This window comes from Streptomyces sp. NPDC045778 (assembly GCF_056431945.1).
In genome coordinates this window covers 133,424-146,270 of record NZ_JBWKJZ010000013.1, presented here as the reverse complement: position 1 = coordinate 146,270, position 12,847 = coordinate 133,424, and the positions used below count along the sequence as shown (strand labels likewise).

Below are 12,847 nucleotides of genomic sequence, written 5' to 3'. Positions count from 1 at the left end.
CGAGGGGCTCGCGCGGGTCACTGCGGGGGCTCATTGGCCTGCCGGACGACGTACCAGCAGTCGGAACACAGGTCGAGCCACCGCGGCCCCGCCGCGGCCGAGTTGACGATGACCGCGGCGGTGGCCGGCCGACCGCATCCCAGGCACGGATGGCCGCCGTCGCGGGCCCGGCGGGCCAGCTCCGGCCGGGACACGTCGTCGGGCGCCGCGGCGAGGAGCGTCGGCTCGGCCGCGATCAGATGCAGCATCGCGGTGGCTGCCGCGGTGTTCACCGCGGTGCGCCCGCGGCGGCGGCCCTCGGGCGCTCGCTGCTCCCGCCGTGCGTACGTACCGTCCGGTCGCCGGTGGACCGGAGCGCGCGGCCCAGGCGGTACGCCGGAGCGCGACAGGGGACCTCGCCGTCCCGTCGAACCGGCCCCGCCGTCACGCCCCACCCACTCCTCATGCCGTCCTGCCTCGGGCACCGTACCGGGTACGCGCCGACGACGTCGTATGCCCTACGGCGGATCGCCGCGCACACCGCCGTGCCCTGCGGCCACGGCTGTCGGGCCAACGGCAGGGGGCGTGCCCGGTGGGGCGCGGGTGATGTCAAGATGAACCCCATGCAGAACGTTTATTTCGACATCACCATTGACGGCAAGGACGCCGGCCGCATCGTCTTCCGGCTCTTCGACGACGTCGTGCCGGAGACCGCGCGCAACTTCCGCGAGCTTGCCACGGGCCAGAACGGCTACGGCTACGCCGGCTCGGCCTTCCACCGCGTCATCCCGGAGTTCATGCTCCAGGGCGGCGACTTCACGCACGGCAACGGCACCGGCGGCAAGAGCATCTTCGGCGCGACCTTCGCCGACGAGAACTTCTCCCTCAAGCACGACCGGCCGTTCCTGCTGTCCATGGCCAACCGTGGCCCGAACACCAACGGCTCCCAGTTCTTCGTGACGACCGTCGTCACGCCGTGGCTCGACGGCAAGCACGTCGTCTTCGGCGAGGTCGTCGAGGGCCAGGACCTGGTCAAGCAGATCGAGGCCCTCGGCTCCCGCGCCGGTGACCTCAGCTCCGACGTCGTCATCAAGGAGAGCGGCACCGTCGCCTGAAGTCCCTTTGGGGCTTCTGTTTACAGATAGTTCATAGCTTTTAGGGTGAATGCCCGGTTTACGGCCTCGTTTCGTCTGAAACGAGGCCGTTCCCTTTGGTTCGCCGCCCTCGAATTCGCGGGGGAGGAAGCGGTGAGATGCTTTCCCCGATCCCCATATCAGAAACTCCAAGCGGTCATCGAGTGGAGCATCGGCCTTGCCCGCCGAAGCGTTGAATCGCCTGATGCGGAACTTCCCAGGGGAGGAGCGGACACAGGGGCTCCGGACCGGTCTCCCTCTGCTGTGGATGGCGCGCTTCCGTTTCGGAACGTACTGCCATTTCTGAGGTTTTTGCGCCGCTATCGCTGCCTCAGTGGTCGCCCGACTCCTCTCGGTGACGAGCAGTCGCTGTTCAGCCACTCTCAGCGGGCTCGAGACGCCCAGGCGCGCTCGCGGGGGAGGGCGAGGCTCGCGTCGGCGGATCGTGCGGGCCGGTTCGGTCCGTGTTCGGCCGAGCGTGCGCGGCGCGAGCCGAGTGGCGTCGCCCCCGGCCCTCGTAGCCGCGCTGAGCCGACCGTACGACCAGGTCGGACGGGGCTCGCCCGCATCCGCTCGGGGCGGCGACCCGGTGCCGTACGGTCCGTGCGCGCGTGGCCGGGAGTCTCCGAGCCGCGGCAGCGCACCGGCCCGGCGCTGCGGCCGACGGGCCCGGTCACGGAGGGTGACGCCCGCTTACGGCATGGCTGAAACACGTACCTAAAGAACCGAACAGTTTTGGGATTCTCTGGCCTTGCGCCTCTCCAGTGCACTTAAGTACCTGTCAGGCATTCGCTACCAGCCAGGGCGACGGCCGCCGGCCGGTGATGCGTCAGCGGCTATCCCCGCCTCGCACGTCAGCCCACGCCGTACGCCACCCGCCGCCTTCTTCCGCATGACCGTCCCACCCCGTCCCACGCGTCCCACCCCGTCCCAACAGCCCGAGGGGTCCACTGCCTATGGCCGCCAGCGCACACCGTGCGGTGTCGTGCACACACCACACGGCGAGCCGCAGCGCCAACCGGCCGGTCGCCGCGTGAAGGCACCCGTATCCCCGCGGCCCGCCCCGTGCCGGGCCGGCCGAGAGGGGCGCTGATGGCGAGTTCGAACCCGGCCGGACGCGACACCGACCTCTACGCGGCCGTGCAGGACATCCAGGCGGGCTACTGGCTCCAGATGCGGCAGGCGCTGGCCCGGACGGGCAACTGGCCGCAGTGGACATCCCGTACGCAGGTACTGGGAGTCGTGGCGGCTCAGACCAACGTCGTTGAGCTGTGGCTGGAAGAGGAGCCGGAGAGCCTCGCCGCCCGGGTGATGTACGCCCGAGTCGCCACCGAGCGGGTCCTGCAAGCCCACCGCAGGCGCGGGGCGCACGACTCCCGGCAGGCGCGCGACCTGGAGACCCTGGCGGACCGGGCCCGGCAGGCGTGCCACAAGGCGGCCGAGGGGAACCCCGACGACTCGGTGCCCTGGATCTGCCGCCTTGCCCTGGCCGAAACGGATACGTACGGGCGGCACCCGGAGCATCACATGGCCCCGCCACCCCATGAGTACCTGCTGCCTCGCGGGCCGTGGGGACTCCTGGGGGAAGTGCACCGGCGAGATCCGTTCAACCGCGAGGCGTGGCACCGCATGTCCCAGGCCCTCCAGGCCCGCCCGGGCCCGGCGGGCCGTCAGGCCGTCGCGACGGACTTCGCCCGCTGGGCGGTCTCCTTCGCGCCACCCGACTCGCCCCTGCTCCTGCTGCCGCTCTACGCCCGTGTGCAGGAACACCGGGAGCGACGGGACAAGGGCGCGGAGGCCACGCTGAACCTGCTGTGGACCAGGGAGGACACCACCCGGGCCGTCACGCAGGCGTTCGAGGGCTGGTTCCGGAAGTGCGATCCGGCCACCAGTTCCCAGCTGGACCTCAACTACCTCGCCTACGCCCTGGCGAGGGGTGGTTTCGCGCAGTGGGCGACCGAAGTGTTCGACGCCGTCGGCGACTTCGCCACGCCCGCCCCGTGGCAGGACGACGCCCGGCACCCCAGGGCCCAGTGGCGGAAGGCCTTCGAGGAGGACCGCGACGCCTGCCGGAGGGCCCGCCCACGGCCCACGGGAAGGCACCCGTGACCCCGGCCCCGCGGCGGGCGCCGCCACGTCCCGCGGGCGGCCCCGTGGCGCCCCGCCTGCACGCCCTCCTTCAGCTCATTCAGCTTTCCTGTGCGGAGAACCAATGACTTCGGTAAGAGCTTGGCGCCAGCGGCCGGACCAGGTCCACGACGACGGCGACGACGGCGAGGACGCGCGCATCCTCCAATCGCTGGGCTACACCCAGCAACTGCACCGCCGGATGGGGGCCTTCGGCAATTTCTCCGCCTCCCTGTCGGTCATCTCGATCATGTCGGGGACCTTGCTCCTGTTCGGCTACGGCCTGAACTCGGGCGGCCCCGCGGTGATCATGTGGGGGTGGCTCGCCGTCGGGCCGCTGGTGCTGTGCCTGGCCGCGGCCCTGGCCGAGATCACCTCCCGCTACCCCACCAGCGGCGGCCTGTACTACATGGCCCGCCAGCTCGGCGGCGAGCGGTGGAGCTGGTACACCGGCTGGCTCAACCTCCTGGGCCTGCTCGGCGGGATCGCCGCCCAGGACTACGGCATAGCCACGTTCACCGCCGCGTGGATGAACCTGCAGTTCGACTACACGCCGTCCCCGGGCTCCCTGCTCGCCCTGTACGCGGTCATCCTCGCGCTGCACGCGGTCCTGAACCTCTTCGGCACCCGGCTGATGAACATCTTGACGTCCCTGAGCGCGTGGTGGCACCTGGTGGGGGCCGTCGTCATCATCGGCGCGCTGGCGTTCACGCCCTCCCACCACCAGTCGGCCGACTTCGTCTTCACCGAGTTCACCAACAACACCGGCTGGAGCGCCCCGGCGTACGTGATCCTGCTGGGCATGCTGCTGCCGGTGTTCGCCCTGGCGGGCTACGACACCTCGGCCCACCTGAGCGAGGAGACCAACCACGCGTCCGTCGCCGCGGCCCGGGGGATCTTCCGCTCGGTGACGGTGTCCTGGATCGCCGGCGGCGTCCTGCTGATCACGCTGCTGTTCGCCATCCAGGACTACGCCGCGACCCTGGACAGCTCGACCGGTGTGCCGGTGGCGCAGATCCTCCTTGACGCGCTGGGCATGGCGGCGGCCAAGGCCCTGCTGCTTGTGATCATCGTGGCCCAGTTCCTGTGCGGCTACACCGTGACCGCGAGCGCCAGCCGGATGATCTACGCCTTCGCCCGGGACGGTGCCCTGCCCGGATCCGCCCACTGGAAGAAGGTCAGCCGCCGCACCGCCATCCCCGCCAACGCGGTCTGGCTCGCGGTCGCCGTGGCGTTCGTGCTCGCGCTGCCGTCCCTGTACTCCTCCACGGCGTTCTCCGCGGTGACCGCCATCTCGGTCGTGGGCTTCACCTCGGCCTACGCCATCCCCGTGCTGCTACGCCTGCTCCACCGCGACCGGTTCACCCCGGGGCCCTGGCACCTGGGCCGCTGGAGCCGGCCGATCGGCTGGGTGGCGGTGCTGTGGGCGGGCGCGGTGACGGTGCTGTTCCTGCTGCCGCAGAGCAGCCCGATCACCGCCACCACCTTCAACTACACGCCCGTCGCCGTGGTGGTGGCCTTCCTCATCGCCGCCCTGTGGCGGCGCTTCGGGCGCAGTTCCTACCATGTGCCCCGCTCCAGTTCCCAGACCGAGGACAAGCAGTTCGAAGGCATCATCTAACGCGCTGGTACTCCCGCGTTCCGCGCGGGTGGTTCCACGTGGCCCGTGGCCCGTGGCCCAGAGGCGCCGGAGCCGCTCGCTGCCGGCTCCGGCGCCGCCGCGACCTGATGATCCGGGGGAGGGGCCGGGTGCTGTTGATTCGGCTCCTACTCCTCCAGATCATCCGCGTCTCTCCATACGAGTGTTCCCGGGAAGTCCGGGTCCGCGTCCGTGGCCTCCCATTCCTGGTCGTCGAGCGACCTCGCGATCCACGGGGGTGGTGAGGCCAGAGCGTCACCGACCACCTCCAGCACGGCGGCAAGGCATCTCCACAGCGGCCCTTCGGGCCAGCGATAACCAGCGTCCTCGATATCCCATTCACCGATGCGGCCCGTCCGTGTGTTGACGACGAGCTTCGTCACATTCAGTTCTCCGACGGGGACGATCCGGCAGCTGTCGTACGGGCCGTACAGGTCATCCCTCAGCCGGTACTCAAGGGAGCCGGTGTGCTTCTCGGCGATCTCCTCGGCTCCGTACAGTACGAATCCGGGCGGGATGATGTCGGTAAGACCCGAGCCGTCATGGCGCAGCAACGACTGCTCGATATCGTCCGGCAGCCGTACGCCGATACGCTCATACAGGCCCTCCAGGGTGGCACGCGTACACGGTCCCGGCAGCGGATCTTCTTCGGGGGCGTGCTGGGTTATCCAGCGTTCGATCCTCTCCCACGACTTCTCCACGGGCGTCTCGTCACCCCGAGGTCCCCATTCGGCAAGGCCTTGTGGGAAGTTGCACGTCCATATCAGTCGTCCAGGGATATGGGGCCACACATGCGTGGCCTCCCATCTGCCGTAATCGTGCGCGATCCAGGGCGGCGACGAGGCCAGCGCGTCACCGGCGATTTCCAGCAGGCCGGCGAAGGAAGCTCTCCACCGGGGCGGCGGCTCCTCGAAGGGACCGTAGTACGGGCTGCCACTTTGCCAATCGCCCATGCCATGGGTCCGGGTGTTGACCACGAGTTGCGTGTCACCCTGCCCGCCGACAGGGACAATTACGCTGCCGTCGAACCACCCGTATCGGTCTCTCCCGAACCTGCGGTCGAGTGAGTTGCTGTACTCCTGCGCGATCTGCTCAAGGTCGTACAGGACGAAACCTGGCGGGGTGACGGCGGTGCGCCCGGAGCCGTTGTGCCGTAGCCATGAGCGCTCGATGTCCTCAGGCAGGCGCACACCGAGGCGTTCATACAGGCGTTCCAGGTCTTCGCGGGTGCAGGGCCCCGGAAGGGGGGCCTCCTCGGGGGCGTGCCGGGCCAGCCAGCGCTCTATCTTCTCCCAGGAATCCTCAACGGACACGTGCCCACCTCTTCCGCTCGGTGAAGGGCCTTCTGCGCAGGGACGTACGGATCGCTGAGGTCCGACTATGGCCTCGGTGCGCTCGGACGTCGACTGAGGTCGGCTGAGGGGGGGAGCCGTTGGCCGCTTCGGAACGGATGGGCGGCGCGGGCGCGGCTGTCAGCCGGTGGGCGTGGTGTCGGCCGGGCCGACGCCGCCTCCACCAGGTGGGCGAGCGCGAAGCCGCCGCAGTGGGGCGCCCGTCGCAGCCGCCCTTTGACGCCGATCGCCGCTCCCTGCCGCGAATCGGCCAACTCCATACGGGGAGCGAAGCAACCTCACCAACCTGCTGAGTCCCACTCACTTTTCCCGTACATGCCTGCACTTGGGTCGCGGCGGTGGGATTCGGTCGGGGTGGCTGAAGTCGGGCGGTAATGTGGTGGGGTCGGTCCGTGTATTTCCAGGTTGGACGTCATTGGTTCCATGCAGCCGTTACGTCGCCTGTCGGCGGCTGTTCGGCTATTGCGTCACTCACGCAGGAGCGAGCCTCGTGCAGCAGTCGGGAATCGGACGCGCTCCGGGCTTCTACGCTCAAATGCGTATGTGCGACGCCCCCTCGCGCCGACCACGCTCTCCCCCATGCGGCGACATCCGCGAGGGAAGCCGCATGTCTGTGAGGAGGACCGAATGATCGTGCACATTGATTTCCACCGCACTCGGAGGATGTTGGCCCCGAGTCACAACCACTCGAGTATCGCTCCTGTGTTCACCTGGAACGACTGAGAAGTAAGTGCCGGGTTCCGGGAATCGCCGTCCGGTGATTCCCGGATCTTCATGGGTTGGAGGAATCGTTGACGGTCAATGAATCCATCGGAATCGACTGTCCCCGCCTTGTGCGCGTCGAATTACGGCCCCTCGTCTGGCCCCGCCCCGGCGCGCCGCGGCACACGCTCGCCATCGCCCCGAGAGGCGGCCTTTTCGAGATCAAAGCGGCGCCCGAGGACGTCGCGGCGGTCCTGGCCCGCTGCGACGGCGCGACCTCCGCAGAGGAGATCGTCCGCACCACCTCCGACCCCGCGGGCTACCGCGAGGTCCTGGACAAGCTCACGGAACTCGGCGGGCTCAGCACGGCGGAACCCATCGCGGGTGAGGCCAACTGGCTCCGGTTCGAGCAGGGAGCACGGCCCGACCCCGAGCGGGTGACCGCCACCCCGCTGATCCTCACGGGCGACGCGGAGCTGACCGACGCCGCCCGCCTCTGCCCGGCGACGAGCAACTTCGCCTCGGTCGAGGTGACCTCCAGGGACGGCCTCGCGGACGCCCTGGCGGCGCACCCGGCCGGGAAGCCCGTGGTGCTGGCCCTGCGCGACCGCTTCGACCTCGGCTATCTGGAGTCCCTGAACGACTTCTGCGCCGAGCACCGGGTCCTGTGGTCGTCGTTCCACCTCAGCGAAGGCCGCGGCTTCGCCGGGCCGACCGTCGCGCCCGGCCGCACTCCCGACTACCGCGACCTCCTGGGCCGACGGCTCACGGCGGCCGAACGGCCCGACGTGCACGCCGCGCTGACCAGCGACGCCGTCTTCGGCGCGGGGGGCGGCCCGACGCCATCCGAACTGCTGTGGATGCTCTCGTACTTGCTGATCGACATCGAGCGCTGGGTCGCCGGGGTCACCGCGTGGTCGCTGTGGGCGGAGATCGAACTCGACCCGGTCGAGCTGACCATCGCGCGCCACCCGGTGCTTCCGCTGCCCGACCGGCCCCTGGACGACGACACCCCGCCCTTCAACGAACGCCTCCTGCTCGACCACCGCACCGGCCTGATCGCCTCCCACCAGATCTTCGAGCACGACAAGTCCGTCCCCGACCGCCTGGTCACGGTGCAGACCAACGTCGCCGACATGCGCCGCTTGTACACCTGGGCCAACAACGTGGTCTGCGGCGGCACGGCCTTCCGCAACTTCCGGGCGGCCCGCAGCGCCGCGATCGGCGAGGCCGTCGAGCGGTACTGCGGGAACTGCATCACCGAGACCGTCGACGTCCGCGAGGCCTCGTACCAGGACCTGGAGCAGGCGGGCGAGACCGCGCTCGACCCGAACCGCCTCGTGCTCTACTCGGACCGCCTGTACGACAGCCCCGGCTTCCCCTTCGTGCGGTTCACCCACGACCGGACCACCCACTGGGTGCGGGGCCGCTCGCTCACCGCCGACCGGCCCGTGTGGGTGCCGGCCAGTCTCGTGTACGTCAACTGGTACATGGACCAGTACGCGAACGTGCCGCCCACCAACTTCCTCTACTACCCGGGGCTCGCCGCGGGGCACACCCTGGACGCCGCGCTGGTCTCCGGCATCGAAGAGGTCATCGAGCGGGACGCCACCATGATCTGGTGGATGAACCGCCACCCGCTCCCCAAGGTGGAACAACCCCCCGAACTCGCCGCGCTGTGGGCCGGCAAGCCCGCCGAACTCGGCCAGCGCGCCTGGCTCATCCACCTGGACAACGAGTTCGACGTACCGGTCATCGCGGGAGTCGTCGAGAACCACATCGAGAAGCTCTTCACCATCGGCTTCGGCGCCCGCCCCGACCCGGTGGACGCCGCCCGCAAGGCCTGGGGCGAGGCCCTCACCCTCCAGGACGGCACCCGGGACTTCGACGACCCGGCCGGCCTGTTCCGCGAGGCGGTCGCGGCCGGCTGGACGAACGCCATGGTCAAGCCCTGGCGCGAGGACCGCGCCTACCTCGACGACTACGCGAAGGACTTCCACGACGTCAACGATCTGCTGTGCCAGCAGCAGCTGTTCCTCGACCCACGCGCCACCGAGGTGGTGCGGCCCTGGGTGGACACCCCGGCGAGCCGGTCCGTCGACGATCTGCCGCGGCTGCCCGACCGGGCCCTGGCGACGTACCGGGACGTGGTCGAGAAACGCGGCTACGAGATCATCTACGTGGACGTGACCACCCACGACGTCGCCAAGACGGGCTTCCGAGTGGTCCGGGTGCTCATCCCCGGCCTGGTCCCCAACTTCCCCGCCGCCTTCCCGTTCCTCGGCAAGCGGCGCATCCAGGACATGGCCGTCACCCTCGGCTGGCGCCGGCGGCCGCTGGCGGAGGAGGAGCTGAACTACTTCCCGCTGCCGCACGCCTGATGCTGCTCCACCGCCGACTCCTCGAACTGGCCACCGCTGTCCGCTGGCACATCGCCGCAGCGGTGGCCGTGGGGCTCGGCGTCACCGTCACCTACGTCGGCCAGGGGCTGCTGGTCGCCGCCGTACTGGAGCAGGTGAGCGACCACAGGCCGTGGACCGCCAGCGTTCCGCAGGTCGCCGGAGTCCTCGCGCTCGTCGCCGTACGGGCCGCACTGCTCCAGCTGCGCGAGCTGTGCGTCAGCCGGACGGCGGCCGCGACCAAACTGCGGCTCCGCCGCCGCCTGTACGCGCATCTGCTCGCCCTGGGACCCGGCCACCTGACCAGGACCAGGACGGGCACCGTGCAGTCGGCCCTGGTGGACGGCGTGGAGGCGGTCGAGAGCTACTACGCGCGCTATCTGCCGCACCTGGCCGTCTGTCTCGTCGCGCCGGTCGGGCTCGTCGCCTACCTGACGTCGATCGACTGGGTGGTGGGGGCCCTGGTCGCGGCCCTCGTGGTGTTCGTCCCGCTGGCGCCACGCTGGTGGGACCGGCTGCTCGGCGAGCGCGGACAGGCCCACTGGGACGCCTACGCCGCGCTCGACGCCGAGTACCTCGACACCATGCAGGGCCTGACGACGCTCAAGGCGTTCAACGCCGGGGAGCGCCGCCGGGCCGAACTCGGCGAGCGGGCCGAGGTGTTGTACCGCTCCACCATGGCCCAGATGCGCGTGTCCCTGGTCGACACCGGTCTGACCGCCTTCGGCGTCGCCGCGGGCACCTCGCTCAGCGTGGGCGTCGGCGCGCTGCGCCTCGCCCAGGGGGCGCTGGACCTCGCCGGGCTCTACGTCGTCCTGTTCCTGGCGTTCGAATGCTTCCGCCCGTTCGTCGAGCTGTCCCGGTTCTGGCACGCCGGTCACACCGCGGTCTCGGCCGCCGCGGGCATCCACGCCCTCCTCGACGCGGTTCCACGGACACCCGAGCCGCCGGCCCCCCTGCGGCCCGGGCGGATCGTGCGGCCCCCCGCCGTCGAGTTCGAGCGCGTCACCTTCACCTACGCCGACCGCGCGGCCCCCGCCCTCGACCAGGTGAGCCTCCGGCTCGAAGCGGGCGGGACACTCGCCGTCGTAGGCCCCTCGGGTGCCGGGAAGACCACGCTGGTCTCGCTGCTCCTGCGCTTCTTCGACCCCGTCGGCGGGCGGGTCCTCGTCGACGGCACCGACATCCGCGAACTGCCCCTCGCCACGCTCCGGGAGACGATCGCCGTGGTCTCCCAGGACACGTACCTCTTCCACGGCACCATCGCGGACAACCTCCGGCTCGCCCGGCCCGGCGCCACCGCGGCCGAGATGCGCGAAGCCGCCCGCGCGGCCGGAGCCCACGCCTTCGTCGAGGCACTCCCCGCCGGATACGACACGCCGGTCGGCGAACGGGGCCTCACGCTCTCCGGCGGCGAACGGCAGCGCATCGCGATCGCCCGGGCCCTGTTGAAGGACGCGCCCGTACTGATCCTGGACGAGGCCACCTCCAGCGTCGACGCCGCCGCGGAGGCCGACATCCAGCGGGCGCTGGGGCGGCTGAGCCGGGGGCGTACGACCCTGGTGGTCGCCCACCGCCTGTCCACGGTCCGCGACGCCGCTCGCATCGCCGTCCTGGCACACGGCCGTGTCACCGAGGTCGGCGACCACCGGAGCCTGCTGGTCCGCCGTGGGGACTACGCCCGCATGGTCGCCGCGCAGGCGGGGCCATGACCCCTGCCCCGCACGGCCGGGCACTGACCGGCCTGCTGCCCTTCATGAAGGGGTTCCGCCGCAGGCTGGCCCTCGCGCTGCTGGTGGGGATCGCCGACCAGGTGTGCGGGATCGCCGCGGCGGTGACCGCGGTCTGGCTGGTCGGCCTGGCCGCCACCGGCCACTCGGCGCGGGCCGTCGGCCTCGGTGTCGTGCTGCTCGGCGTGCTCGTGCTCGCGCGGGCCGCCACCGCGTGGGCCGAGATGTGGATGGTCCACGCCATCGCGTACCGCATCCTCGCCGTCCTGCGGGTCCGCGTCTACGAAGCGCTGGAGCGCCTCGCACCGGGCTACCTCCTCGGCCGCCGCACCGGGGACCTCGCCTCCACGGTGATGGCCGACGTCGAACTGACCGAGGAGTTCTTCGCCCACACCGTGATCAGCTTCCTCGTCGCCGTCGTCGTCCCGTTCGGCGCGCTCGCGGTGCTCGGCACGCTGCATCCCCTGCTCCTCGCGGCCGTGCTGCCCTTCCTCGCGGCGATCGCCACCGTCCCGGTCTGGCTGGCCGCGCGGTCCGGCGCCCAGGGAAGGGAGCTGCGCGCACGCCTCGGCGAGGTCAACGCCGACGTCGTGGACGGCGTGCAGGGGCTTCGGGAACTCGTGGCCTTCGGCCGCGGCACGGCCTGGCTGGACCGCATCGGCCGGGGCGGGGCCGCCCTCTACCGCGCCCAGCTCGCCCACGGCCGCAGGTCCGGCGCCGAGCACTCCGCGGCGGACGCCCTCGTCACCCTCGGCATGGCCACCGTCCTCGTCACCGGCTCCCTGCTGGTCACCGACAACCGGCTGCCCGCCACCACCTTGCCGGTCGCCGTGATCCTCGCCGTGTACTGCTTCGCCCCGCTCAACGACATCCTCGCCACCGCCCGCAACTTCGGCGCGGTACGGGCTGCGACGGACCGCATCTTCACCGTGCTCGACACTCCGCCGACCGTCACCGACCTGGCCTCGCGGCCGCCTCCCGCGCCCGTCGAGCCCCATGTACGGTTCCGGCACGTCAGCTTCGGCTACGGCACGGGCGGCCCCGACGTCCTGCACGACGTCAGCTTCGCCGTGGCACCGGGCGAGACCGTGGCCCTGGTCGGCCACTCGGGCGCGGGCAAGTCCACCTGCGCCCACCTGCTCATGCGGTTCTGGGACACCCGGCTCGGCTCGGTCTCCGTCGGCGGCCACGACGTCCGCGCCTTCCCCCAGGCCGCACTGCGCAGGATCGTCACGCTGGTGCCTCAGGAGGTGTACCTGTTCAACACCTCCGTGGCCGAGAACATCCGGATCGGCCGCCAGGACGCCACCCCCGCCCAGGTCGTGGCGGCGGCTCGACGGGCCGTCGCCGACGACTTCGTACGCGAACTCCCGCACGGCTACGACACCGTCATCGGTGAACGCGGCGCCCAGCTCTCCGGCGGCCAGCGCCAGCGCGTCGCCATCGCCCGGGCGTTCCTGCGGGACGCGCCCGTCCTGGTGATGGACGAGGCGGTCTCCAGCCTCGATGCCGAGAACACGGCGCTGCTGCAAGCCGCGATGAAGCGCCTCCAGGCCGGGCGCACGACGCTCCTGGTCGCCCACCGCCTGTCGACGATCCGCTCCGCCGACCGGATCGTCGTCCTCAGCGGCGGCCGGGTCGCCGAATCGGGCACCCACGACCACCTGCTCGCCCGCGACGGCGTCTACGCCCGGCTCGTCGCCTCCCAGCACGACGGCGTCGTCGACACCCCACGGCGGCCCGGAGGCTCTCCCCATGAGGGCGGACACTGAACCGCACGGGCTTC

General features: G+C 70.9%; 8 protein-coding genes. 6 read left to right on the top strand and 2 right to left on the bottom strand.

The window, feature by feature from the left end:
• Positions 1 to 17 precede the first annotated feature (17 nt).
• A complete protein-coding gene (locus AC07GB_RS18855; protein WP_478846753.1) occupies positions 18 to 272 on the bottom strand; it encodes a hypothetical protein in 255 nt (84 codons plus the stop codon).
• Between the two features lie 330 nt (positions 273 to 602).
• Between AC07GB_RS18855 and AC07GB_RS18850 the strand changes: the two genes are divergently transcribed.
• The 3 genes from AC07GB_RS18850 to AC07GB_RS18840 all read left to right on the top strand — a co-directional run bounded on the left by AC07GB_RS18850 (position 603) and on the right by AC07GB_RS18840 (position 4,860).
• Positions 603 to 1,094 carry a peptidylprolyl isomerase gene (locus tag AC07GB_RS18850; RefSeq protein WP_478846751.1) on the top strand — a complete coding sequence of 164 codons (492 nt, stop codon included), beginning with the start codon at positions 603 to 605 and terminating at the stop codon, positions 1,092 to 1,094.
• A gap of 1,110 nt (positions 1,095 to 2,204) precedes the next feature.
• Positions 2,205 to 3,221, top strand: a complete 1,017-nt coding sequence (locus AC07GB_RS18845; protein ID WP_478846749.1) for a hypothetical protein — start codon at positions 2,205 to 2,207, stop codon at positions 3,219 to 3,221.
• A 103-nt stretch (positions 3,222 to 3,324) separates the two neighbouring features.
• Positions 3,325 to 4,860, top strand: a complete 1,536-nt coding sequence (locus AC07GB_RS18840; protein ID WP_478846747.1) for an amino acid permease — start codon at positions 3,325 to 3,327, stop codon at positions 4,858 to 4,860.
• 146 nt (positions 4,861 to 5,006) lie between these two features.
• On the opposite strand, the gene AC07GB_RS18835 is transcribed toward AC07GB_RS18840, so the two are convergent.
• The gene (locus tag AC07GB_RS18835) at positions 5,007 to 6,191 is read right to left on the bottom strand and encodes an SMI1/KNR4 family protein (protein ID WP_478846745.1); all 1,185 of its coding nucleotides are present in this window, start codon (positions 6,189 to 6,191) and stop codon (positions 5,007 to 5,009) included.
• 830 nt (positions 6,192 to 7,021) lie between these two features.
• Between AC07GB_RS18835 and AC07GB_RS18830 the strand changes: the two genes are divergently transcribed.
• The 3 genes from AC07GB_RS18830 to AC07GB_RS18820 are packed head-to-tail and all read left to right on the top strand — an operon-like array spanning position 7,022 to position 12,833.
• Complete coding sequence (locus AC07GB_RS18830; RefSeq protein ID WP_478846743.1) at positions 7,022 to 9,313, top strand: YcaO-like family protein; 2,292 nt, start codon at positions 7,022 to 7,024, stop codon at positions 9,311 to 9,313.
• Entirely contained in the window at positions 9,313 to 11,043 is a 1,731-nt protein-coding gene (locus AC07GB_RS18825) for an ABC transporter ATP-binding protein/permease (protein ID WP_478846741.1), read from the top strand. The genes AC07GB_RS18830 and AC07GB_RS18825 overlap by 1 nt, the downstream gene beginning before the upstream one ends.
• Positions 11,040 to 12,833, top strand: coding sequence for an ABC transporter ATP-binding protein (locus tag AC07GB_RS18820; protein WP_478846739.1), 1,794 nt, complete (start codon positions 11,040 to 11,042; stop codon positions 12,831 to 12,833). The genes AC07GB_RS18825 and AC07GB_RS18820 overlap by 4 nt, the downstream gene beginning before the upstream one ends.
• The last annotated feature ends 14 nt before the right edge of the window (positions 12,834 to 12,847 follow it).

Excerpts from the sequence above, each read along its gene's own strand:
- AC07GB_RS18850 (WP_478846751.1), top strand. The coding sequence starts at position 603 with ATGCAGAACGTTTATTTCGACATCACCATTGACGGCAAGGACGCCGGC.
- AC07GB_RS18845 (WP_478846749.1), top strand. The coding sequence starts at position 2,205 with ATGGCGAGTTCGAACCCGGCCGGACGCGACACCGACCTCTACGCGGCC.
- AC07GB_RS18820 (WP_478846739.1), top strand. The coding sequence starts at position 11,040 with ATGACCCCTGCCCCGCACGGCCGGGCACTGACCGGCCTGCTGCCCTTC.
- AC07GB_RS18825 (WP_478846741.1), top strand. The coding sequence starts at position 9,313 with ATGCTGCTCCACCGCCGACTCCTCGAACTGGCCACCGCTGTCCGCTGG.
- AC07GB_RS18840 (WP_478846747.1), top strand. The coding sequence starts at position 3,325 with ATGACTTCGGTAAGAGCTTGGCGCCAGCGGCCGGACCAGGTCCACGAC.